The organism is Streptomyces sp. 2A115, from assembly GCF_052245575.1.
Lineage (GTDB): Bacteria > Actinomycetota > Actinomycetes > Streptomycetales > Streptomycetaceae > Streptomyces.
Genome location: NZ_JBQQCG010000032.1, coordinates 85,853 through 108,114, shown reverse-complemented (window position 1 = coordinate 108,114; position 22,262 = coordinate 85,853). Strand labels below are relative to the sequence as shown.

Annotated in this window: 20 protein-coding genes and 3 pseudogenes; 7 read left to right on the top strand and 16 right to left on the bottom strand. The window is 70.1% G+C overall.

The features are described from left to right. Positions 1-352 precede the first annotated feature (352 nt). From ACTWQR_RS26650 to ACTWQR_RS26625, 6 genes are all read right to left on the bottom strand, one after another. The gene (locus ACTWQR_RS26650; protein ID WP_443229697.1) at positions 353-1,429 is read right to left on the bottom strand and encodes an MBL fold metallo-hydrolase; all 1,077 of its coding nucleotides are present in this window, start codon (positions 1,427-1,429) and stop codon (positions 353-355) included. Between the two features lie 168 nt (positions 1,430-1,597). Continuing rightward, positions 1,598-2,932, bottom strand: coding sequence for an MFS transporter (locus ACTWQR_RS26645; RefSeq protein WP_443229696.1), 1,335 nt, complete (start codon positions 2,930-2,932; stop codon positions 1,598-1,600). A gap of 83 nt (positions 2,933-3,015) precedes the next feature. Next, positions 3,016-3,795 carry a class II aldolase/adducin family protein gene (locus ACTWQR_RS26640; protein ID WP_443229695.1) on the bottom strand — a complete coding sequence of 260 codons (780 nt, stop codon included), beginning with the start codon at positions 3,793-3,795 and terminating at the stop codon, positions 3,016-3,018. Positions 3,796-3,935: 140 nt separating this feature from the next. Then, positions 3,936-4,058: a helix-turn-helix domain-containing protein gene (locus ACTWQR_RS26635; RefSeq protein ID WP_443229705.1), complete on the bottom strand. Its 123-nt coding sequence runs from the start codon at positions 4,056-4,058 to the stop codon at positions 3,936-3,938. Positions 4,059-4,436: 378 nt separating this feature from the next. After that, positions 4,437-5,354 (bottom strand): HAD family hydrolase, encoded by a 918-nt coding sequence (locus tag ACTWQR_RS26630; RefSeq protein WP_443229694.1) that lies wholly within the window; start codon positions 5,352-5,354, stop codon positions 4,437-4,439. A gap of 208 nt (positions 5,355-5,562) precedes the next feature. Next, positions 5,563-6,234 carry a hydrolase gene (locus ACTWQR_RS26625; RefSeq protein ID WP_443229693.1) on the bottom strand — a complete coding sequence of 224 codons (672 nt, stop codon included), beginning with the start codon at positions 6,232-6,234 and terminating at the stop codon, positions 5,563-5,565. A 405-nt stretch (positions 6,235-6,639) separates the two neighbouring features. On the opposite strand from ACTWQR_RS26625, the gene ACTWQR_RS26620 reads away from it, so the two are divergent. Together ACTWQR_RS26620 and ACTWQR_RS26615 are read left to right on the top strand one after the other, a co-directional pair. Continuing rightward, the gene (locus ACTWQR_RS26620; RefSeq protein ID WP_443229692.1) at positions 6,640-7,590 is read left to right on the top strand and encodes an NmrA/HSCARG family protein; all 951 of its coding nucleotides are present in this window, start codon (positions 6,640-6,642) and stop codon (positions 7,588-7,590) included. Continuing rightward, complete coding sequence (locus ACTWQR_RS26615) at positions 7,587-8,342, top strand: SDR family oxidoreductase (protein ID WP_443229691.1); 756 nt, start codon at positions 7,587-7,589, stop codon at positions 8,340-8,342. Before ACTWQR_RS26620 ends, ACTWQR_RS26615 begins: the two co-directional genes overlap by 4 nt. A gap of 76 nt (positions 8,343-8,418) precedes the next feature. Here the strand turns inward: ACTWQR_RS26615 and ACTWQR_RS26610 are convergent. After that, positions 8,419-8,583: pseudogene (locus tag ACTWQR_RS26610) on the bottom strand (DoxX family protein); the annotation flags it as partial. 122 nt (positions 8,584-8,705) lie between these two features. Here ACTWQR_RS26610 and ACTWQR_RS26605 point away from each other — a divergent pair. Then, a complete protein-coding gene (locus ACTWQR_RS26605) occupies positions 8,706-9,179 on the top strand; it encodes a helix-turn-helix domain-containing protein (protein WP_443229690.1) in 474 nt (157 codons plus the stop codon). Positions 9,180-9,194: 15 nt separating this feature from the next. Here ACTWQR_RS26605 and ACTWQR_RS26600 read toward each other — a convergent pair whose 3' ends face one another. After that, complete coding sequence (locus tag ACTWQR_RS26600; RefSeq protein WP_443229689.1) at positions 9,195-9,800, bottom strand: TetR/AcrR family transcriptional regulator C-terminal domain-containing protein; 606 nt, start codon at positions 9,798-9,800, stop codon at positions 9,195-9,197. Between the two features lie 145 nt (positions 9,801-9,945). On the opposite strand from ACTWQR_RS26600, the gene ACTWQR_RS26595 reads away from it, so the two are divergent. Further along, positions 9,946-11,439, top strand: a complete 1,494-nt coding sequence (locus ACTWQR_RS26595; protein WP_443229688.1) for an APC family permease — start codon at positions 9,946-9,948, stop codon at positions 11,437-11,439. A 49-nt stretch (positions 11,440-11,488) separates the two neighbouring features. Further along, positions 11,489-13,102, top strand: coding sequence for an amidohydrolase (locus ACTWQR_RS26590; RefSeq protein WP_443229687.1), 1,614 nt, complete (start codon positions 11,489-11,491; stop codon positions 13,100-13,102). Here ACTWQR_RS26590 and ACTWQR_RS26585 read toward each other — a convergent pair. Next, on the bottom strand, positions 13,083-13,577 hold the full coding sequence (locus ACTWQR_RS26585; protein WP_443229686.1) for a carboxymuconolactone decarboxylase family protein: 495 nt from the start codon (positions 13,575-13,577) through the stop codon (positions 13,083-13,085). The genes ACTWQR_RS26590 and ACTWQR_RS26585 overlap by 20 nt on opposite strands. A 94-nt stretch (positions 13,578-13,671) precedes the next feature. Here ACTWQR_RS26585 and ACTWQR_RS26580 point away from each other — a divergent pair, with 94 nt between their 5' ends. Further along, complete coding sequence (locus ACTWQR_RS26580) at positions 13,672-14,661, top strand: pirin family protein (RefSeq protein WP_443229685.1); 990 nt, start codon at positions 13,672-13,674, stop codon at positions 14,659-14,661. A 22-nt stretch (positions 14,662-14,683) separates the two neighbouring features. Continuing rightward, positions 14,684-15,022: a GNAT family N-acetyltransferase gene (locus tag ACTWQR_RS26575; RefSeq protein WP_443229684.1), complete on the top strand. Its 339-nt coding sequence runs from the start codon at positions 14,684-14,686 to the stop codon at positions 15,020-15,022. Positions 15,023-15,069: 47 nt separating this feature from the next. Here ACTWQR_RS26575 and ACTWQR_RS26570 read toward each other — a convergent pair whose 3' ends face one another. The 7 genes and pseudogenes from ACTWQR_RS26570 to ACTWQR_RS26540 form a co-directional block, all read right to left on the bottom strand. Then, positions 15,070-15,459 carry a hypothetical protein gene (locus ACTWQR_RS26570; RefSeq protein WP_443229683.1) on the bottom strand — a complete coding sequence of 130 codons (390 nt, stop codon included), beginning with the start codon at positions 15,457-15,459 and terminating at the stop codon, positions 15,070-15,072. 606 nt (positions 15,460-16,065) lie between these two features. Continuing rightward, positions 16,066-17,035 (bottom strand): annotated as a pseudogene (locus tag ACTWQR_RS26565) (pirin family protein). A 31-nt stretch (positions 17,036-17,066) separates the two neighbouring features. Next, positions 17,067-17,444: a DoxX family protein gene (locus ACTWQR_RS26560; protein ID WP_443229682.1), complete on the bottom strand. Its 378-nt coding sequence runs from the start codon at positions 17,442-17,444 to the stop codon at positions 17,067-17,069. Positions 17,445-17,538: 94 nt separating this feature from the next. Beyond that, positions 17,539-18,255, bottom strand: coding sequence for an NADPH-dependent F420 reductase (locus tag ACTWQR_RS26555; protein WP_443229681.1), 717 nt, complete (start codon positions 18,253-18,255; stop codon positions 17,539-17,541). 19 nt (positions 18,256-18,274) lie between these two features. Continuing rightward, the gene (locus ACTWQR_RS26550; RefSeq protein WP_443229680.1) at positions 18,275-19,306 is read right to left on the bottom strand and encodes an LLM class flavin-dependent oxidoreductase; all 1,032 of its coding nucleotides are present in this window, start codon (positions 19,304-19,306) and stop codon (positions 18,275-18,277) included. A 667-nt stretch (positions 19,307-19,973) separates the two neighbouring features. Further along, entirely contained in the window at positions 19,974-20,384 is a 411-nt protein-coding gene (locus ACTWQR_RS26545; RefSeq protein WP_443229704.1) for an AMP-binding enzyme, read from the bottom strand. 46 nt (positions 20,385-20,430) lie between these two features. Beyond that, positions 20,431-21,891, bottom strand: a pseudogene (locus ACTWQR_RS26540) (acyl-CoA synthetase); the annotation flags it as partial. Between the last annotated feature and the right edge of the window lie 371 nt (positions 21,892-22,262).

The window sequence follows — 22,262 nt, the reverse complement described above, 5'->3', positions numbered from 1 at the left end:
TGGAACTGCCGCAGCGCACCGACTTCTTCGAGTCGCGGGGCTGATGCTCCGCTTCCAGCCCCCGACCCTGCTGAGTTCGGCAGCGCCGAGCCCAACGGCCGCGCATCACGCTCAACTACATGTGCCTTCGTTCGCCGTCCGGCAATGGCACCCCGCGGAGAGGAACGACGTGGGTACCAGCCGCTGAGAGCTGATCACGGAGTTGGGTGGCCCCGACAGCGAGGACGGCGCGCTCAGTCGCCGTGTCGACCGACTCCTGCCACCGGACCGCCGTGGCGAACCAAGCGAGGCGGAAGCTGGTCATCAGCTTCCGCATGAGCCGCTTCGAGGTCGGCGCGGGGAGCTGCGGCTCTCAGCAGCCGCAGCCCGCCGTATGGGCTGCGGTCGTCGCGGCCGATGCCGCCGACGTGCCGGAGGCCGCCTCCTGGTCCTGGGCGATGCGGCCGCGCAGCATGTTCTCCATGACCCCCATGAAGAGCTGTGTCCCGGAGGTGCCCAGGACGAAGGGGTTGTCGGAACTGCCGGGCGCGGAGCGCAGCTCTGCCATGCGTTCCAGACCGTAGTCGCAGAACGCGTGGTTGCTCAGCTCGATGTCGACCCCGGCCCGCTTCATCCGGATCCTGAAGGTCTGGAGGGAGGAGAGGTAGGTCTCCTTGTCCGCGGTGCGGGTGGGCGGGTTGGTCCCGCCCCACAGCATCGCGGTGTGCGCGCCGCCCTGCCGGCGGACGGGGAAGATCGGTGAGACGCTGCCGCGTGTGTGGCCCGGCGTGTGGTGGAGCCTGACCGTGGTGTCGCCCAGGGTCAGCTTCTGGCCGTCGGTGATGTCCAGGTCACGGGTGGGCGCGTTGGCCGGGGACGTGGCGGCGAGGAGGTCCCAGTCGGCCGGGGCCATCATGACCCGGGTGCCGTACTGGTCGGCGAGGTACTGGGCGCCGCCGAAGTGGTCGCCGTGGGCATGGGTGACGACGACGTACTTGATCGTCGAGGGGTCGGCTCCCAGCTCGCGCAGGCCGGGGACGAGGATCTGCTCGGCCTCCTCCGGTGTGTTGAGGGCGTCGATGAGGATGATGCCCCGGGGGGTGAGGATCGCCGTGGCGTTCACGAAACCGGCGCTGAGCACCGCGATGTTGTCGAAGATCTTGAGCGGCGCGGGAGCGGGTGGCCGGGGAGGGGTGAAGCCGGCGGTGAGTGCGTTGACGATGCTCTTGAGTACCGGGTCGTCACCGGCCAGTTCGGCAGCCTTGTCGAAGTAGTCCTGTGCGGTCGTGGCGGTCGTGGCGTCGGCGGCGCGCCCCTGTAACAGAGACGCCGCACCGGCGGTGACCGCGGCGGCGGCGCCGAGCTGCCAGAAGCGGCGGCGCGTGAGGGCGCTTTGGCCGTGGTCCCCGGAGGGTGCCTGGCGGGTCGTGTCGGCCTTCGGGTCGTTCATGTGGATGGCTCCTTGGTGGGAACGGGGATCGGGGGATCGGTGGGTGCGACAAGGGCGTGGCGCCCCCGCCCTGCGGGCCGGGGCGCCACGTTCGGTGGGGTATCCGTGTGCTGCCTGTGATGGCCGGCCGTGGTGTCCGGTTCGTCTTTCTGGCTGGTCAGCGGTTCCTCAGGCGGTCACGGTCGCCCGCTTGTCCTGCTCGCCGGCCTCCGCGTCGCTGAGGGGGACGCCCTTGCGTTCTTTCAGAAAGAAGGTGACGACGAGTCCGACCACGGTGATTGCCGCGAGGTAGACGCCGACGGAGTACACGGTGCCGGTGCTGGACTGCAGGGCCTCGGCGATCATGGGGGCGAAGGCGCCGCCGAGGACGGCTCCGATGGCGTAGGACAGTGCCGCGCCGCTGTACCGGACGGCGGTGGGGTACATCTCCGAGAACAGTGCGGCCTGCGGCCCGTAGGTGAGTCCGAGGCCGATGCTGTAGAGGAGGAGCGCAAGGACGACGAGGCCGGTGTTCGCCGTGTTGAGCAGTGCGAAGAACGGGAACAGCCAGGCGAGCTGGATGACGAAGCCGATGCGGTAGACGCGCAGGCGGCCGAACCGGTCGGACAGCACGCCCCCGGCCATGGTGCTGCCCAGCCAGCCCACGGCGGCGACCATCGCACAGATCAGGATCGTCGTCGGGTCCATGTCGAGGTGGTTCACCGAGTAGGCCTGGACGTAGCCGCCGGTGGTCATGTAGCCGACGGCGTTGTTGGCGGCGAAGAGCAGCGCGCCCCCCAGGACGAGCGGCCAGTGGTTCTTGAACAGGGTGGCGAGCGGGGTGCGTGCGTGGTTCCCGGACTCCTTCAGCTCCTGGTAGACGGGGCTCTCTTCCACCTTGCGGCGGATGAGGAACCCGGCGGCGACGAGGACGACGCTGAGCAGGAACGGGATGCGCCAGCCCCAGGCGAGGAACTGGTCGTCCGTGGTGAGGGCGGTGACCAAGGCGAGGACACCGTTGGCCAGGAGCAGGCCCAGCGGTGCTCCGAGCTGGGGGTAGGCCCCGAACCTGCCGCGCTGGTCTGTGGGCGCGTGTTCCACGGAGATCAGCGCGGCGCCGCCCCACTCGCCGCCGGCGGACAGGCCCTGCAGGATCCGCAGCAGGACGAGGATGACGGGAGCGGCGGTGCCGATGGAATTCTGTGTCGGCAGCAAGCCGATGAGGGTGGTGGCGACGCCCATGAGCAGCAGGGTCGCGATGAGCATGGCGCGGCGGCCGAGCCGGTCACCGAGGTGGCCGGCGAGCGCGGCTCCGACCGGCCGGAAGAAGAAGCTGATCCCGATGGTCGCGAGCGAGATGATCAGCGAGTCCTTGCCGAGCCCGTCGAAGAACACCGTGCTGAAGACCAGACCGGTGGACAGGGCGTAGATGAAGAAGTCGTACCACTCGATGGTGGTGCCCGCCATGGCGGCGAGCGCGACGGTGCGGTGCTGACTGCCGCGTGCCGGTGTGGGTTGGGACATGGCAAGTCCGATCGTCGTCGGGTCATCGTTGACCCGGAGCGGGGAGGGAGCGGTAGAAGGTGGGGACGGGGGGCGGGGTTGTGTCAGATGGCGTAGTCGGGGGCGATCCGGTCGATCCTGCGGCGCAGCGCGTCGAACAGCGTGCTGCCGGCCTGGGTGCGGTCGCCCATCTGGAAGGACTCCGCGGTCGAGCGCACAGCGGCCTCCTGGGTCACCGGCATGAGCGGCTGCCCGGACGACTGGGCGGCGAGCTGCATCTCGCAGGCCCGTTGCAGGGTCCACAGGGCGGCGAACGCGGCGGGCACGGTCGGCCCCAAGGCCAGCAGGCCGTGGTTGCGCAGCATCATCAGGTTGCGGTCGCCGAGGTTGGCCACCAGCCGTGGCTGCTCCTCGGGGTCGACGGTGATGCCCTCGAAGTCGTGGTAGGCGACCATGTCGTGCAGTTGGGCGGCGTAGAAGTTGTCCGGGTCCAGTCCGCCGCGCAGGCAGGCGACTCCGGTGCCCGCGGTGGTGTGGGTGTGCATCACGCAGTGCGCGTCGGGCCGGTTGGCGTGGACCACCGAGTGGATCAGCAGTCCCGCCTCGTTGATGGGCCAGTCGGAGTCCGACAGGATGTTTCCGTCGAGGTCGATCTTCACCAGGTTCGAGGCGGTGACCTCGTCGTACGTCAGGCCGAACGGGTTGATCAGAAGATGCCCTTCCTCGCCGGGCACTCGCACGGTGATGTGGTTGAAGATCATCTCGACCCAGCCGAGATGGTCGAAGATCCGGTAGCACGCGGCCAGCTCGAGCCGCGCCTGCCACTCCGCATCACTCATGCCCGCGGGCTTCTTCGTGCTCGTAGGGGCGTCCAGAACGGTCAATGCCGTGCTCCTTGATTGCTCCATGGGCATCGCCGCTGCGGGGAGGCGTGCCTCGGTGTGCAGGAGCATGTGGCCCGAGCGCCCGGCGGGCCAATATCGTGGCCGCCATGGAAAGCGGTCCTGCGCTGTGCGATCCGACACTACGGTCGTGCCAGGGCGGTGAGTTCCAGCGCCAGCAGGAGGCGCCGCGTCGGATCGGCGAGCGACACCCCGAAGAGCTGTTCGGCCCGCCGCAGCCGCAGCCGCAGCGTGTTCTGGTGGATGTTGACCGCGAAGAGCGGCTCCGCCTACGGAGCCGAGCGGGTGATATGCGTCGGAAAGCGCGCGGGCCCCTCCTGGGAGACATGGCTGCGGGGCTGCCCGGCGTGCCGCGATGAAGAGGGCCGGAACGCCCCGCGCCTGCCGAGATGAAGCCGCACGCTGCCCGATCCCGGGCATTCGCCTGCCTGTTCGGTCAAGTTCTGTGGCGTGGCCGGCTAAGGGAGACACATGGGCGGTATGGGGGGGTGTCGTCGAAGCCCTCCACATTGATATCGCTGCCACCCGCGTCCGGCTCAGATGCCGCCGGAGCATATGTGCTGCCTCCAGACACTTCATCGCGCGGTGGGCGCGGTGGGACTTGGGGGAGGCTCCCGCGGGCGTCAGCCGAGCGCGTCGGTGGGGTCGTCGGAGCCGTCCCGGACGGTCGGTGCACGGAGGTGCGGGGACGGCCGGCGCAGGAGTGTGTCGACGAACCGTTCCAGTACCTGTGCGACGCCGTCCTCGTCGTTGGCGGGGGCGCGATGGCGTGCGTTCCGCAGGACGTCCGGATGGGCGTTGGCCATGGCGTACGAGTGACCCACCGCGGTGAGCATGGGCAGGTCGTTGGGCATGTCGCCGAAGGCGGCGATCTCCCCGCTGCCGACGCCGAGCCGGCCGCTCCACGCAAGAAGGGTGGTGGCTTTGGTGACGCGGGGGGCGCTGAACTCCACCAGCGACAGTCCGGTGGAGTAGGTGGTCTCGGCGTTGCTGCCCGCGGTGCGCCGAGCTCGCTCGTAGAAGTCGTCGAGTGGAAGAGTCGGGTGGTAGGCGAGGATCTTCAGCACCGGCCTGCCCGGGATACGGGTGAGGAGTTCCCCGGCGGTGCCGACCGGTTGGGCGGCTTCCTCACCGAACGACCAGGTCGGGTAGGCCAGTTCGTGGCCGAAGTCCCCGTCGTACTCGACGGCGAAAGCGGCGCCGGGCAGCGCCGTGCGCACGCGGGTGATGAGCCGGGTGGCCGCCAGGGGCCGGATCGGGGACACGTGCGCCAGGGTTCCGTCAGGGGCGTGGACGGCCGCGCCGTTGGCGGCGATGACGAAATGCGGTCCGATGGCGGCCAGCAACTCCGGTACGGAGCGCGGCGGGCGGCCCGTGACCAGCACCACGCGGATCCCGGCCTGCTCGGCTGCCGTCAGGGCGGCCCGGGTGCGGTCCGACAGCGTTCCGTCGCTGCGCAGCAGCGTGCCGTCAAGGTCCGTCGCGATCAGCTTGGGAGGGACCAGAGGGACAACAGGAGGGATGGTGGGCGCGGTTGTCATGGCGGAAGCCTTCTGGATCGAGGGACTGAGCAGGTGTGTTCCGGTGCCCCGCGGAACAGAGCGGAACAGGGGTGCCTCTCTCCGGTCGGTGGCCCCTGGCGCCGCGCCATCGGCGGAGCCGCGCGGGGAGGGATGCGTGAAAGTCTCGGCGCCCGGGCACGGGCGGCACCGGCGCTGGTGCCGCCCCGTGGTGTCGGTCCGCCCCCCCTTACATCCCGGGGGTGCTCTCGTTGGGGACGGGGGTGTTGAGGAGTTGCATCTCCCAGGCGAACGCGACACCGGCGCCGCCGGCGTAGCCCATGAGGGTCGCCAGGTCCTGGGGCGCGACGAGGTCCGTGCGGGCCCAGTCGCGCTGCAACTCGGCGAGGACGGCCATCCACGTGATCGGGGTGATGCCTGCCTGGACCATGCGGCGTACGGCCATGTCGTGGGCCTCGGCCGACACGCCTCCGGAGGCGTCGGTGACGACGTAGACGTCGTAGCCCTCGCCGGCCGCCTGCAGAGCGGGGAAGGCCACGCAGATTTCGGTGTACAGGCCGGCGATGATCAGCTTCTTGCGCCCGGTCGCCTTGACGGCGTCCACCACGCGCTGGTCCTCCCAGCTGTTGAGGGTCGTTCTGTTGATCGGCTTCTGGTCGGGGAAGACGTCCTGGAGGCCCTGGATGATGAGGCCGCCGCGCTCCTCCATGACCGTGGTCAGGATCGTCGGGACGCCGTATGCCTTGGCGGTCTTGGCCAGCCCGACGAAGTTGTTGACGATCATCGTCGGCTCGTGGCTGTGCAGGTTGGCGAACTGGAACGGCTGGTGGTCGATCAGCACCAGGACGCTCTCCTCGGGGGTCAGCAGGGCGTCCAGGCCGGTCTTCGGGAGCTCGCTCACGGGATCTCCTCCAGTGCGTGGAACGCGGGAGTACTTGTGCGCCCCGTTCCGTTGATGTTTCAACCATTACGCATCATAGATGATGCGTCAACCATCGGTCCAAGTTGGTTCGCGTGAAGGTGAAAGCACGCTGACCCGGCCTGTCCGAACAGCGCGTCTGGCGCGCCTTCGTCGATGTGAATAGCAATGCGCCGCGGGGTCGGTGGCTGACTGCAGCCCCGCATGACGTCGCTGCTTGATTTTCGTCAAGCTGGATGACCCGCTCGTGGGCACTCGCGCCCATTGCCGCGGAAACCTCGAAACGAGCATGGCTCGATCGCGCCTCTGCGGTTGATGCATCAACCTATTTACGATATGGTCGGTTGACGCATCAACGAGACGCTCTCTTCTGACAGGAAAGCTGCCATGAGTAACAAGAAGGTCATCGCGGTCGCTGGAGCAACGGGCGCACAGGGCGGTGGTGCCGCGCGGGCGATCCTGGCCGATCCGGGGTCGGGTTTCACGGTGCGCGCGCTCACCCGGAACCCTGACTCGCCGGCGGCCAGGGAGCTCGCCGAGCTGGGGGCTGAGGTCGTGCGGGCGGACTTCGGCGACGAGCCGACTGTGCACAAGGCGTTCGAGGGTGCCTATGGCGCTTTCCTCGTCACCAATTTCTGGGCGCATGGTTCGGCGGCGAAGGAGAGGGAGGAGATCGAGGTTCTGGCCCGGGCCGCCAAGGCGGCGGGGCTGAGTCATGTGGTCTGGTCGACGCTGGAGGACACCCGCGAGCTGCTGCCGCTGGAGGACGGCCGTATGCCGGTCCTGCAGGAGAAGTACAACGTGCCGCACTTCGATATCAAGGGTGAGGGCAATGAGCTGTTCAGGCAGGCCGGGGTGCCGACCACTTTCCTGAACACGACGTTCTACTTCCAGGGGTTCCTGCAGGGCCTGGGCCCTCAGCGCGGCGAGGACGGCGTACTGACGCTGAGCCTGCCGATGGAGGACGGCAAGCTGCTGGCCGGGGTGGACGTGGCGGACATCGGCCGGACGGCCTTGGCCATCCTCAGGGGTGGCGCGCCGTTCATCGGCCAGAGCGTCGGCCTGGCCGGTGACCATCTGACCGGTGCGCAGTACGCGGAGAAGCTGGCGGCGGCGCTGGGCGAGCAGGTGCGCTTCCAGTCCGTCCCGTACGGCGTCTTCCGCACCCTTGAGATTCCGCTGGCCGAGGAGCTCGGCAACATGTTCCAGTACTACGGCGACTTCGACCAGGAGTTCACCGGCGCCCGTGATCTGAACCGGCTGCGGGAGATCAACCCGGCGCTGAAGAGCTTCGACGACTGGCTGGCCGAGAACGCCTCGAAGTTCGAGGTGAAGTGAATGACCGCCACCACCGTGAGCGGGCAGCTCGGCGGCAAGTCACCTTAGTCACCGGCGCGAGCCGCGGCATCGGCGCGGCCATCGCCCGACGCCTGGCCCGGGAGGGCGCGGCCGTGGTGATCACGTACAACTCGTCTCCCGACCACGCGGACAAGGTCGTCGAGGGCATCACGGCCGAAGGGGGCAGGGCGGTCGCCATCGCGGCCGACGCGGCGGACGCGGAAGCGGTCCGCACCGCCGTCAACGGCACCGTGGAAGCCTTCGGCCGCCTGGACATCCTGGTGACGCCGGCGGCGGGTCCCTTCGGACCGTTCGAGCAGCTCACCGTCGACGACTTCGACCAGTCCGTCAGCGGTGAACATGCGCTCGGTGTTCGGGCCACCCAGGAGGCGCTGCGGCACATGGGGGACGGCGGCCGGATCGTCTCGATCGGCAGCGTCTTCGCCGAGCGGATGCCTATTCCGAACGGCACGACGTACTCCCTCACCAAGGCGGCCATCGGCGGTTTCACCCGGGCGCTGGCCCGGGAACTGGGGCCGAGGGCGATGGTGAACAACATCCAGCCTGGCCCGATCGACACCGACAGCAATCCAGCTGACGGCGACATCGCCGCGGTGATGATCCCGCTGACCCCGGCAGGACGTTTCGCCTCCCCTGAGGAGCTGACCGGCCTGATGGTCTACCTCGCCGGGCCCGAGTCGGGCTACGTGACGGGCGCGACGATCGACGTCGACGGCGGCTACACCGTCTGAGCCGCTCGGGCCCGCAGGCGCCCGGCCGGGTTACCCGGCCGGGCGCCTTGCTGTACCAGGTGGCGGGGTTGGCGTAGTCACCTGCCTCGGCGTGGAGGCCAACGGCGCCGATCATCGTGATGGTGAAGCCGATGGCTGCCGCGATGCCCAGAGGCCGCCGGAAGAGCCCGATGATCAGACCCACGGCTGCGGCGACCTCCGCCTGCCCGATGAAACGGACCCGGCCCGCTCGCGGTCCCATGCGCGATTGCAGCCCTGCGAAGACGTCGGCCTTGAGCAGCGTCTTGGGTCGCAGCCCCACCTCTCCCGACGCCATGGTCGCCCAGGAGCTCACCCGTTCCCTCCGGTCGCATCCTCTCCTCGATGCTCGTCGAACTCGCCCACCGCGGTCATCGCCTGGGACCGGTGTCGAAAGGGGAGATGGGCGAGCACGTGACCGGCATCCTCCGGACCCTCGTCCGCGAGTACGCCGGCCGGCACATGCCCCCTGTTCACGCGCACCGGCTCAAGCACGTCCTGGAGCACATCGACCGGCACCTGGCCGAGGAACTCCCGCCCGCCCGGATCGCCGCCGCGCACCACATCTCGGTCCGCTCCCTGCACGCCCTGTTCCAGGAGCAGGGTGAGCCACTGGGCGACCACATCCGGCGTCGGCGACTGGACCGCATCCGCCAGGACCTGGCCGATCCCGGCCTGTCCCACCTTCCGGCCTACGCCGTGGCGGCCCGCTGGGGCATCACCGACCCGAGTTACTTCGGCGGAGTCTTCAAGGCCGCGTTCGGTGTCTCCCCGCGGGAGTTCCGCCGGTGGTCGCTTCCCGGCGCCGCCAGAGAGTGACCGCTTCCGCTGCCGTCAGGAGGCGATCAGGCATCGGCAGTGGGCCAGGAAGCCGTCCAGCGCCAGGTCGAACGCGGCGTCGGCGCGGTCGGGGCCGACGGCGGCCAGCGCCTGAGCGAGCAGCGGGGTTCTGCCGTCGGCGTCGGGTTCCCACATCGTTTCGGGCGCGGCCAGGTCGAGCGCCGAACCGAGGACGAGGTTGTCCAAGGCGGTGAGGACCGCCATGACGCGGTCCTTGGCGAAGCCCGCGTCCAGCAGCAGAGCGACCGCCCGCTCGTACTGGGCCAGAGCGTGGGGTGCGCGGACGGGCGCCGTGGCGAGCAGCGGGATGGTGCGCGGGTGGGCGGCGAAGGCGGCCCGGTAGGAGCGGGCCCAGGCGGCGAGGGCGGTGTCCCAGGGGCGCAGGTCGAGGGTGGCGGGGTCGATGGCTCCCGTGACCCGCAGCCGGATCAGCTCGACGATGCCGGCCCGGCCGTCGACGTGGTGGTAGATCGAGCCGGTCTGGACGCCGAGCTTTCTGGCGATCTGCGGGACGCTGAAGTCGCCGTCGCGGTCGACGAGTTCGAGCGCGACGGTGCCGATGCGCTCCCTGTCGAGCAGGGCCTTGCTCGGCCGCCCCATGCGTCGTTCTCCTTGATCGTTGTCACTCGGGTCTTCCCAGGGGTGGGGCCCAGGGCTACATTACCGAAACCGAAAGGCTTTAGGTTTAGCTCGCCGGGCGGTCCCCTGCCGCCGAACGGCGCCGTCCGAAAGGTGCCCCGTCGCCATGGCCTCGACCACAAGACCCCAACCCCCGACCGCCGCGGAAGCCGACTCCTCGCTCCGCTCCGGCACCCTCCGCACCGGTGACATCACCTTCCTCGTCGTCTCCGCCGCCGCCCCGCTCACCGTCATGGCCGGCGTCGCCCCGTTCGCCATCCTGCTCGGCGGCATCGGCGCCCCGAGCGGCTACCTCATCGCCGGCGCCGTCCTCGTCCTGTTCGCGGTGGGCTTCACCACCATGAGCCGGTACGTCGGCAACGGCGGCGCCTTCTACGCGTACGTCACCCGCGGCCTCGGCCGGCCCGCGGGGGTCGGCTCGGCAGCCCTCGCGCTGCTGTCGTACAACGCGATGCAGATCGGCATGTACGGACTGCTGGCCACCACCGTCCGCGACGCGCTGCAGGCCTTGTGGGGAGTCAGCGTGCCCTGGCCGGTGGCCGCCCTCGTCGGTGTCGCGGTCGTCTGGTTCGCCGGGTACCGCAGCATCGACTTCGGGGCCCGGGTGCTGGGCGTGCTACTGGTCACCGAAGCGGGCATCCTCGTGGTCCTGGCCGGCGGGGTGCTGGCGGACGGCGGTGCTCAGGGCATCCACTTCGACTCCTTCAGTCCCGGCAATGCCTTCACGCCCGGCACCGGCGCCCTGCTCGCGTTCGCCTTCGCGGCCTTCGTCGGCTTCGAGTCCACCGCCATCTACCGATCCGAGGCCCGCCGCCCGGAGCGGACGATCCCGCGCGCCACCTACGCCGCTGTCGGCTTCCTCGGCCTGTTCTACGCCTTCGTCGTGTGGATCGTCGTGCAGGCGTTCGGCGCGCGGGGCGTCATGGCCGCGGCCGCCGAGGACCCCGCCGCTCTGTTCTTCACCGCCACCACCAAGTACGTCGGCGGCTGGGCGGCGGACGTGATGCACGTCCTCATCGTCACCAGCGTCTTCGCTGCGCTGCTCGCCTTCCACAACGCCATCAACCGCTACACCCACGCCCTCGCCCACGAGGGGGTGCTGCCCGCGGCCCTGGGCCGGGTGCACCCGCGGCACCGCTCACCGCACATCGCCGGGATCCTGCAGACCGGTCTCGCGGCTCTGGTGGTCCTCGGTTTCGCCGCCGCAGGCGCCGATCCCTACGAGCGGCTGTTGCTGTGGGTGAACACCCCCGGTGTGGTCGGCATCGTGCTGCTTCAGGTGCTGACCGCGGTCGCCGTCCCGGTCTTCTTCCGCCGCATCAGTCACTCCGAGGGTGTCTGGCGGGCCGTGGTGGCTCCGATCGCCGGGGTCGTGCTCATGGGCGGCGCGCTGTACCTGATCATCGACAAGGTCGAGTTGCTGACCGGTGCCGGGACCGGCACCAACGTGGCGCTCCTCGTGCCCGTCCCGCTGGTCTTCGCCGTCGGCGTCGCCCTCGCGTACCGGCTGCGCCGCACCCGACCGCAGGTGTACGAGGCGTTCGCCGCCGAGCCCGACACCGACAACCGCACCGCCGGAAATCCCGGCACCCAGCCGTAGCCGCTGCGCCCCACTCACCCCCAACGAGCCGCCGCGAAAGGCGATCCACGTGCCCTTCACCAACGCCGACACCGTGCTGGCCGGCGCCACCGTCCGGACCCTGGACCCGCGACGCCCCTTGGCGACCGCCGTCGCCATCAGGGACGGCCGTATCGCGGCGGTCGGCGAGGAGGCCGACGTACGCCACTGGCGCGGCCCCCGCACCCAGGTCGTCGACCTCGGCGGCGCCGCCCTCACCCCCGGCCTCACCGACGGGCACACCCACGCCGTCAAGGGTCTCGAACTCGCCCAGGGCATCGACCTCTCCGGCTGCAGAACCCTGGACCAGCTGCGCGCCGCGCTGCGTGACGCCGCCCGGCGGGCCGCCCCCGGGTCGTGGATCACCGGCTGGAACCTCGACCACAACACCTTCGAGGGCGGCCCCATCAGCCGCCACCTCATCGACGACGTCGTGGGCGACATCCCCGCCTTCCTACGGCTGTACGACGCTCACTCCGCGCTCGCCGGCTCCGCGGCCCTGCGTGCCGCCGGGGTCGACGGGCCACGCCGCTTCGACCAGAGTGCCGCCATCGTCTGCGACCCCGACGGGCGCCCCACCGGACACCTCGTCGAGCAGGCCGCCATGGAGACCGTCGCCGCCCTGATCCCGCAGCCCTCTACCGCCGAGCGCCGCAAACACCTGCTCGCCCTGCTGGCCGACATGGCTGCCACAGGCCTCACCGGTGGCCACGTCATGGACCTGGAGACGCCCGACGCACTCGATCTGCTCACCGCCATCGAGGACGACGGTGTCCTGCCGCTGCGGCTGCGCATCGCACCCTGGTGCCAGCCCGGCGCCGGCCCCGACGAACTGCACCGGCTGATCGCCCTCCAGAGGCGCGCCGGACGGCACTGGCGCGTGGCGGGCGTGAAGCTGTTCCTCGACGGCACCGTGGAGGGCGGCACCGCCTGGCTGGACCACCCCGACTGCCAGGGCGCCGGCACCGAGCCGTTCTGGCCCGACCCCGCCGCGTACACCCGCGCCGTGCACGCCCTGGACCGCGCGGGCGTGCCGACCGCCACCCACGCCATCGGCGACGCCGCGGTCCGCCGCGTCCTCGACACCGTCCAGGCCCTCGGCACCCCGCACGCCCGGCACCGCGCCGAGCATCTGGAGACCGTGCCCGACGACCAGATCCCGCGCTTCGCCCGGCTCGGCGTCGCCGCCTCCATGCAGCCCGCCCACGCCACCTACGCCCGGGCGGACCACAGCGACGAGTGGTCCCGCCGACTCGGCCTCGAACGCGCCGCCCGGGCCTGGCGCTGTCGCGACCTGCGCGCCGCCGGAGCCACCCTGGTCCTCGGCTCCGACTGGCCCGTCGCCCCCTACGACCCACGCCGGGTACTCGCCGCCGCCCAACTGCGCCGCCAGCCCGGCGACCCCGGCACCCCGCCCGTGCGACCCGACCAGGCACTCACCCCGCTGGCCGCCCTGGAGGGTTACACCACCCACGCCGCGCGCGCCGCCAGCGAGGAGGACATCGCCGGACGCATCGCGCCCGGCTTCCGGGCCGACCTCACCGCCTTCACTCTCGACCCCCTCACCACCGCCCCCGACGAACTCGCCGACGCCCCGATCCGGCTCACGATGAGCGGGGGCCACATCACCCACCGGACACTGTGACGCCGCTCTCCTCGCCCGGAACATCTCGATGCGCCCGTACCGGGTGCTTGCTCATGATCGAGACCCGGTTGAACGCGTTGATGGTGACCGCCACCCAGATCGCGGCGGAGATCTGGTCATCGGTGAGCACCTGTCGCGCGGCCTCGTAGGCGGATTCCTGCGCGACGGCATCGGTGGGGTCGGTCGTGGCCTCGGCCAGTGCGAGGGCCGCACGCTCCGTGGGGGTGAACACCTCGGTGTCCCGCCACGCGGCCAGCACTCCCAGCCGCCGCGCCGACTCACCCGCGCGCACGGCCGCCTTGGTGTGCGTGTCGAGGCAGATGGCGCAGCCGTTGATCTGTGACACGCGGAGGTTGACCAGCTCCACGACGGTGCGGTCGAGCCCTGCCTCGGCGGCGACCGCGCGCACCGCTACCGATGTCTGCACCAGGGCGCGGTAAGCCTTGGGGCTCTGTTTGTCGATGAAGATCCGCATGTCTCCCGCTCGTTGTCTACTGGCTGTGGCCTTCGCTCTATGATCATGGCATCATAGTTGATGCAACAACTAGATTCCATGAGAGGTGGTCTCGGTGAGCAATGTAGAAGCTGAGCCGGCAGTCATGAGATGCGGGGCGCCAGTCGACGACGCACGGCCGGCCGGGGCGCCCCGGGTCGACGTGCTCCCCGCACGGGAGGTGCCCTTGGGCGGACCGCGCTCGATGACGGTGCGGCGGACGCTGCCGCAGCGGGACCGGACGCTGATCGGTGCCTGGTGCTTCGCCGACCACTACGGTCCCGACGAGGTGACCGACAGGGGCGGCATGGCGCTGCCCCCGCATCCGCACACCGGCCTGCAGACGGTGACCTGGCTGTTCAGCGGGGAGGTCGAGCACCGCGACACGCTCGGCACCCACGCCTTGGTGCGGCCCGGGGAGATCAACCTCATGACGGGCGGGTACGGCATCGCCCACTCTGAGCTCTCCACCCCGCGCACGACCGTCGTCCACGGCGTCCAGCTGTGGGTGGCGCTGCCGGAGGAGCACCGGAACGCCGAACGGGACTTCCAGCACCATGTGCCCGAGCCCGTGCGAATGAAGGGGGCCGAGATCAGGGTCTTCCTCGGCTCGCTCGCCGGTGGGATCTCGCCGGTGCGGACGTTCACGCCGCTGCTCGGCGCCGAGATCGTCCTCGAACCGCGTATGACGGTCGCCCTCCCCGTGGACACCGACTTCGAGCACGGCGTTCTCGTGGACAGCGGGGACGTCCGCGTGGACGACACCCTGCTGCACCGGGCAGAGCTGGGCTACGTCCCGCCCGGTGCCGGCACCTTGACGCTCACGAATGAATCGGACGGCCCGGCGCGGACGATTCTGCTCGGCGGCACCCCGTTCGAGGAGGAGATCGTCATGTGGTGGAACTTCATCGGCCGCAGCCACGAGGACATCGTCAAGGCCCGCGAGGACTGGGAGGCCTCCTCCGACCGCTTCGGCGCCATGGAGGGATTTCCCGGGGGCCGACTTCCCGCGCCCGCCCTGCCCAACGCCACCATCAGGCCGCGCCGCAACCCTCCGCGTCGCTGACCTCTCTCAGAAAGGCACCACCATGAGCCAGCCTCCTGCCACCCCCGTCGTCGAGCGGGTGGACGCACACCATCGGTACGAGATCGTGGTCGACGGCAAGCGCGCCGGCCTGACCGAGTACCGCGACCACGCTGAGCAGCGCGTGTTCTTCCACACGGAGGTCGACGACGCCTACGCCGGACAGGGCCTGGCCGCACAGCTGGTGCGGCAGGCGCTCACCGACACGCGCGCCGCCGGGAAGCGGATCGTGCCTGTCTGCCCGTACGTGGCCAAGTTCCTGAAGAAGCATGACGAGTTCACCGACATCACCGACCCCGTGACCCCCGAGATCCTGCAGTGGCTTGAGGCGCAGCTGGGCTGACTGATCGCCGCCTGGACCCTGCTGTTCTCCACAGGCAATCAGGAGGCTCAGCACCCCCGAGCAGGATTCGACCGTAACTTCATCCGCGGGCAGGAGGGGCTGGTGCCGGTCTTGGCCTGAGCACGCAGATTCTGGCGGCCGTCGTGCAGAACACCCGCGTACGGCATGCGGCCCGCATTTCGCAGCAGGGCGGAGATCTGCCGCTCCAGGGGAACGCGGACGCCGTCGACCGGGGCCCCGAAGGCGCCGTCGAGGTCGGTGGAGGCCATCCGGGCACTGTCGCGCAGGGTGACCTGGCGCAGGAAGAGCGCCACGACGAACCCTAGGAGGGTCACGGGCACCGTCCACAGGAACATCCTGCCCATGGAGTGGGCGTAGGTGGACGCACTCGCCCTGACCGGCTCCCGGCTCGACCCGGGGCGTGCGTGGACCGTCATGCAGGTCGCCCTCTGGACGAGGTTGCTGGGCTACGCCAAGCTCAGCCAGATCGCCTCCCGCCATCACATGCCCGAACGGGTCCTGCAGCCGACCTTCGACGCGGCGATCCGCAGAGGTGACGTCAGCGGGGCAAGGGAACTTCTACTCGCTCACCGCGCAGGGGGACGAGCAGGCTCATGCCATCCCGCAGGGCTGGGAGAACTGGCTCGCGGACCACCTCGAACGAGACCAGGGCCGCCCCGCCACCCCGGAACGGCGCGCGGCCCTCGACCCGATCGCCAAGCGGTTGCTCGCCGAAGACCTCGCCGAGGGCCTAGCACCGGCACGGATCGGAGGCGACACGACCCGGCAGGCGGCCTTGTCGCCACGAGCCGCGCAGCATCTACGTGTTCTTTACTCCGTCAGGCGCGTCGACCGCGTGCGAGGCGTACCTGTGTTCACCACGTGTTCACCGCCTCGGCGCTCTGCCCGCTGCCCGTCTCCCATGAGCGGTCCAAGCTCGCGATATCTGCCCGCAGAACATCACCATGCTTGCCCGCGCCGTCACGCGCCACGATCCGAAGGGTTGGAGATCCGATGCCTCTGCGCAGTCTCGACGCGAAGGTTCAGGACGTGTGGGGGAGGTGCTGGGCGGGGATGACGCCCAAGCGCCCCGCCTGGTAGTCCTCGAAGGCCTGCTGCACCTCTTCGCGGGTGTTCATCACGAACGGGCCGTACTGGAAGACGGGTTCGCGGATCGGGCGGCCGCCCAGCACGAAGAGCTCCAGCTTGGGGAAGCGGGACTCCTGGGCGCGGTCGGCCGTCAGGCGCAGCGCGTCACCCGAGCCGAGGACGGCGAGCCGGCCCTCCTGGATGGGGCGGGCTTCGGCGCCGACCGTGCCGTGGCCCGCCAGGGCGTAGACCAGCGCGTTGTAGGAGGGGTTCCACGGCAGGTCGACCTGGGCGCCCGGCTCGATGGTGAGATGGGCGACGGTGATCGGAGTGTGGGTCACGCCCGGACCGGTGTGTCCGGCGATGTCGCCGGCGATCACGCGGATCAGGGCGCCGCCGTCGGGGGTGCGAGTCCGGTGTACTTGCCGCGGATGTCCTGGTAGCGCGGGGGGCTCATCTTCTTGGCGCGGGGCAGGTTGACCCACAGCTGCACACCGTGGGCCACCCCGCCGCTTTGGACCAGCTGCTCCGGAGGCTGCTCGATGTGCAGGATTCCGGAGCCTGCGGTCATCCACTGGGTGTCGCCGTCGGTGATGAGGCCGCCGCCGCCGTTGGAGTCCTTGTGTTCCACGGCGCCGTCGATGAGGTAGATGACGGTCTCGAAGCCGCGGTGCGGATGCCAGGGGGTGCCCATGGGTTCGCCCGGGGCCTGCTCGACCTCGCCGATGTGGTCCATGTGTATGAACGGGTCGAGCTCGGTCGGCAGTACTCCGGCGAAGGCGCGGCGGACCGGGAAGCCCTCGCCCTCGAAGCCCTGCTGGGCGGTCGCGTCAGGCGGCGGACGGGCCGGAAGGCGGTGCCGGTCGGGTCCAGCTCCGGCAGGCGCGGCAGGACCAGGACGTCGGCCACGGTGATCGCGGGCATGTGTGCTTCCCCTCTTCTCTGTCTGTCGCTGTCAGAAGGCGTGCGGACCGAACCGGCCCCAGGCCACGAAGACGGTCAGGGCCAGCAGGACCACGTTCACGACGACCGACTGGGCCTCACCGCGCCGACTGTGCGTCATGGCGGCGCCGAACATGGTCAGCGCCAGGCCGGAGGCAGCCAGCGGAACGAGGTCCGGGGCGATGTCCACCGCCGCGGGCAGGATCAGCCCGAGCGCGGCGAGAACCTCCAGGATGCCGATCGCCTTGATCATCGCCGGGGGAAAGTCCTCGGCCCAGCCCATGGAGGGAGATGCGATGAGCTTCTCCTTGGGCTGGGCGAGCTTGGCAGCGCCGGCCCCGAGGAACACCAGAGCGAGCAGGGCCGCGACAGCCCACAGAGCGACGTTCACAGGTACCTCGTGTGATCGGGTGGTGTGGTCCCGCAGGGGCGGTCCACATAGATGGCGCATCAAGTAAATGCGTCGGGGTGGGCACGAACGATGCCTACGAGGGCTCGGGCGCCGGTTCCGAAAGGGCGGCCCGCGCGGCGGCGACGGTCCGTCCGCGCTCCGACTCCGGGAAGCGCTGGAGCATCGCGCGCAGTTCCTCGGCGTCGACGTTGGCGCCGAACGGCTCCGTGCCCGGCTCCAGCCGTACCCCCGAGGCCAGCGGGCCCGCGACGACGGGGTCGAAGCCGAGGTCGTCGACGAGGCGCGAGGCGGTGATGAGGTCCTCGGGGTCGTCACCGGCGATGGCGATGGCCTTCCGGCCAGGGAATCCGGCGGTCCGGGCCCCGTCCTCAAGGTCGTGGTAGCCCATGTGGTTGAAGGCTTTGACCACGCGCGCGCCGGACAGGAACTCCTGCACGACCTCGCTCGACGAGGTGAGCGGGTCGGTGAGGTCCGCGCGGGGGCCGTCGACCTCCCACCAGTAGTTCATCGCGTCGATGACGAGCTTGCCCTCCAGGGCTTCGGCGGGAATGGTGCGGTACTTGCCGAGGGGGAGGGCCAGGACGACGACGTCCGCCTTCGCCGCCGCCTGGGCCGCGGTGACCGGGACCGCGCCGGGGGTGAGGACCTCGACGGTGAGGGCGATCTTGGCGGGGTCGCCGGATCCTGCGACGAGCACGCGGTAGCCGGCCGCGCGGGCCAGCCGCGCGAGCACGGTGCCGACTTTGCCCGCGCCCAGGATGCCGACGGTTCCTATGTCGGTGGTGGCCATGTCTGCTCCGTTCGGGGTGTCAGTCGGCGAGGAGGTCGCGGACCATCGGGAGGACCTTCGTGCCGTACAGCTCGACGGCGCGCAGCCGGGCGCTGATCGGCTGGGCTCCGGTGGTGTAGATGAGGTCGAATCGGCCGACGTCGAGGGCCTTGACGGCGCGGGCGATCTTGCGGGCCACCGTCTCGGGGGAGCCTATGTAGAGGGAGCCGTGCTCGATCTCGGCCGCGTACTCCTCCTTGCGGACCGGCGGCCAGCCGCGCAGCGCGCCGATGCGGTCGCGGATGACCTTGTAGTGCGGCCAGTGCAGCTCCCGGGCCTCCTCGTCCGTGTCGGCGATGAAGCCCGGTGAGTGCATGCCCACCGGGTGGGCCGTCGTGCCGAACTTGTCGGTGGCGCGCTGGTAGAGGTCGATGTAGGGCGCGAAGCGTTCCGGGCTGCCGCCGATGATGGCGATCATGAGCGGGAAGCCGTAGTTGGCGGTGCGGATGACCGACTGGGGCGAGCCGCCGACACCGACCCAGGTGGTCAGGTGCCCGGACTCGGTCTTGGGGAAGACGTCGGCGTGATCGAGCGCGGGTCGCTTGGTGCCGCTCCAGGTGACCGGCTTCTCCTCCAGCAGCTTGGCGAAGAGCTCGATCTTCTCCTCGAACAGCACGTCGTAGTCGCTCAGGTCGTAGCCGAAGAGGGGGAACGACTCGGTGAAGGAACCCCGTCCGAGGATGACCTCGGCCCGGCCGTTCGAGAGGGCGTCCACGGTCGAGAAGCGCTGGAAGACCCGGACCGGATCGTCGGAGCTCAGCACCGTCACGCCGGAGGAGAGACGGATACGGCTGGTACGGGTGGCGATGCCGGCGAGGACGGTCTCCGGAGTCGAGATCGCGAACTCGGGGCGGTGGTGCTCGCCGAGGGCGAGGACATCGACGCCGGTCTCCTCCGCGAGAACGGCCTCGTCCACGACCTGCCGGATGGCCCGTGCGTCGGACACCGGGGTGCCGGAGTCGTCCTCCGGCACATCGCCGAACGTGTCCAGACCGAAGACGAGATCAGACATGGCTGGTTCCTTCGTGAGTAGGTGCTGCACCTGCGGGCGATTTCGCGGGAATGGTTGACGTATCAATAATGCCCCGCTCTAATTGATGCGTCAACTAAATGGTGGTGTCAGTCCGTGTCGGTCGGCCTGACCTGCGGAGGCATCCTCGACGTGTACGTCGAGCGGGTGGACCGGCAGACCTTTCACGACCTGGGCGCCCGGCTCAATGAGGTGGTCGGCGCCGATCCCTGGGCATGCTGGGTTCGGGTCACAGCGGGACTTCGGCGTACGGACCCGAGGGGGAGTGGCGTGGCGAGGGGACGAAGGTCTTCGTCCGGTGTTTCGCTCCGCCGACGCGGATGCCGGTGTTCGGCGCGATCGACTTCACCGCCGCCGTCGCGAAGGTACGGTCGATCCTGGGCCACCACGTCACGGTCTGCGACGCCCGACCGGTCCTCGCCACGCACAGCCGGTTCCCCTCGGCGGACGAGGTCGTCGTCGACTGGCCGCACCGCCACCTCGGCAGGAGGCCGAGGCCCATGGATCGACGATCGGACCGTGCTGTGCGTCCTGACCCACGACACGAAGTTCGTGGGCCGCCTCAACGCCTCGTACATGCTGCTCACGAGCACGCTCGTACCAGCCGGGCAGGCACAGCAGATGGGCCTGGTGTCCGATCGTGTGCTGGTCAGTCGGTCGTGATGGTGAACGGGAAGGCGAACGCCCCGAGCACCTTGGCCGCGGCGTCGACGTCCGCACCGGCGGGCAGGGTCGCGATCACGTTCTGCGGCAGGTGCGGATCCGGGTGCCTGCGTACGACGGCGTCCGCGAACCCCGCGTCGCGCAGTGCGGCGGTGAGGGCCGCCTCGGTCTCGCGGCGGACGAGGGCGGGCTTGAACAGCTTGCCGACCGCGGTCATCGGCATGCTGTCGATGATGTGCAGGGCCTTGGGCCGGGCGGCGCGCTCCGCGATGCGCTCGTCCAGATAGGCCAGCAGGTCCTTCTCGCCCGCCGTGGCGCCGTCCTTGAGCTGGACGTAGACCACCGGCAGTTCGCCCACCCGAGGATCCGGCCGGCCGACGGCCGCCGCGTACTGCACGTCCGGGTGGGCGTACAGCGGCGTCTCGATCACCGAGGGGGTCGATGTTGTGGCCGCCGCGGATGATGAGTTCTTTCTTCCGCCCGGTCAGCCAGAAGTAGCCGTCGGCGTCCTGGCGTCCGAGGTCGCCCGTGTTGAGCCACCGCTCACCGGCGCCCGTGTCGACCCACAGGTTCGCGTTCTGCGCGGCCACCCGGTACCCGGCGAACACGTTGGGCCCGCTGATCACCAGCGCCCCGGTCTCCTCGGCCGCGCAGTCGCGCACATACACTCCGGCGTCGTCGAGCACGACGGCCTTCATCCTCTGGAACGGGATCCGCAGACCGATCGAGCCCGTGCGCCGTTCCCCGAGCGGCGGGTTGACCGAGGACACACAGGTCCCCTCGGTCAGTCCGTAACCCTCGAGAATCTTCACGCCCGTGGAGCTCTCGAACCGGCGCATCAACTCCACGGGGAGCGGGGCCGCCCCGCAGATGCCGTACTCCAGCGAGCCGAGGTCGTACCCGTCCGTCCGGTGCTCCAACAGGGCGGCGTAGATGGTCGGGACGCCGGAGAAGAAGTGGATCCGGTGGTGCTGGACGATGTCCCAGAAGGCCGCGAAGAGCCCGTCGGCCCGGTAGCCGTGTGGAGTTCCGAGGACGACGTGCGCGCCCTGCGAGAAGGGCACGAGACCGGTCATGAGGACGGCGTTGACATGGAACATCGGCAGGCCGCAGAAGATGTTCTTGCCTTCGCCGACGAGGCCGGAGAGCAGGTATGACGTGCTGAGGGCGTCGGATACCTCGTTGCGGTGGGTGCGCATCGCGATCTTCGGCAGGCCGGTGGTCCCGCCGGTGCCGAAGTACGACGAGAAGTCGTCCGGGGCGATGACCCGGCCGCTGACCAGGTGGTCATCCGGTTGTCTCGCCCGCAGTGCGGTGAAGTCGTGTACGGCGATATCGGAAGGCAACTGCCGGGCGTCCTCCAGGGGTGCCGACGCCGGTCCGGGCACATGCTCGACCAGGTCGACCAGGACGCCATGCCCCACGGAATCGACGCTCTCGACGGCCCGGGCGACCTTCTCCCAGGTGTCGGTTCCCGGGAACGGCGCCAGCGTGACCACGATCGCGGCGCCCGCCGCCCGGAGGAGGTCGGCGATGGCCTCGGGCTCCAGGAACGCGTTGACGGCGAACACGATGCCGGCCGCCTGGCCGCCCCAGATGACGAAGTGCGTCTCGGGAAGGTTGGGCAGGATGTAGGCGATGACGGTGTCCTCGCCGACGCCGAGGGAGTGGAAGGCGTTGGCGGCGCGGGTGATCTCGCCGAGCAGTTGTTGATACGTCCAGGTCTCGGGCGTCCGGTGCCGGTCGGCGGTGAGGAAGAAGCTGAGGGCCGGCGCCGAGGGGGTCCGGTCGGCGGTGCGCCGGATCATCTCGTACGTGCTGGCCGGCACGTCCTGCGGCCAGCCTCGCGCCTCGATCGCCTCCACGTCGGCCAGGGTCGCCACACCCTGCGGTCGCGCGCTCATGCCCGGCCTCCCTCGACGACGCGGTTGCGCTGCACGCCGAGGTCGACGCGGCCGTCACGGCTGGCGATGCTTGCCTCGACGACGTCGCCGGTCGCAGATCCGGTCGGCCTGGTTCGGCGGTGGTCGTACCCTCGACGAGCTCGCCCGTCGTCCCGAACTCGCCGGGAGCCGGGGTGATCTTGTCGTCGTGGAGGACGCCCCAGCGCGCTGGCCCGTCGGCGGCGGAGCGCGCCACGGTGGTTGCCATGTCTTCCCACTCTCAGTTCATCGGGTACGGGATGCGGAGATCAGGCGTGCCATCGACCGGAGCTTGTCGACCGACACGTCGGGGGTGTGGCGCAGGTGGTGCCAGGCCACGGAGGCCGAGGTGC

Bases quoted from the DNA above. Each gene is read 5' to 3' on its own strand.
- ACTWQR_RS26650 (WP_443229697.1), bottom strand. From the start codon at position 1,429: ATGAACGACCCGAAGGCCGACACGACCCGCCAGGCACCCTCCGGGGAC.
- ACTWQR_RS26645 (WP_443229696.1), bottom strand. From the start codon at position 2,932: ATGTCCCAACCCACACCGGCACGCGGCAGTCAGCACCGCACCGTCGCG.
- ACTWQR_RS26630 (WP_443229694.1), bottom strand. From the start codon at position 5,354: ATGACAACCGCGCCCACCATCCCTCCTGTTGTCCCTCTGGTCCCTCCC.
- ACTWQR_RS26620 (WP_443229692.1), top strand. From the start codon at position 6,640: ATGAGTAACAAGAAGGTCATCGCGGTCGCTGGAGCAACGGGCGCACAG.
- ACTWQR_RS26605 (WP_443229690.1), top strand. From the start codon at position 8,706: ATGCTCGTCGAACTCGCCCACCGCGGTCATCGCCTGGGACCGGTGTCG.
- ACTWQR_RS26600 (WP_443229689.1), bottom strand. From the start codon at position 9,800: ATGGGGCGGCCGAGCAAGGCCCTGCTCGACAGGGAGCGCATCGGCACC.
- ACTWQR_RS26595 (WP_443229688.1), top strand. From the start codon at position 9,946: ATGGCCTCGACCACAAGACCCCAACCCCCGACCGCCGCGGAAGCCGAC.
- ACTWQR_RS26585 (WP_443229686.1), bottom strand. From the start codon at position 13,577: ATGCGGATCTTCATCGACAAACAGAGCCCCAAGGCTTACCGCGCCCTG.
- ACTWQR_RS26575 (WP_443229684.1), top strand. From the start codon at position 14,684: ATGAGCCAGCCTCCTGCCACCCCCGTCGTCGAGCGGGTGGACGCACAC.
- ACTWQR_RS26570 (WP_443229683.1), bottom strand. From the start codon at position 15,459: ATGACGGTCCACGCACGCCCCGGGTCGAGCCGGGAGCCGGTCAGGGCG.
- ACTWQR_RS26555 (WP_443229681.1), bottom strand. From the start codon at position 18,255: ATGGCCACCACCGACATAGGAACCGTCGGCATCCTGGGCGCGGGCAAA.
- ACTWQR_RS26550 (WP_443229680.1), bottom strand. From the start codon at position 19,306: ATGTCTGATCTCGTCTTCGGTCTGGACACGTTCGGCGATGTGCCGGAG.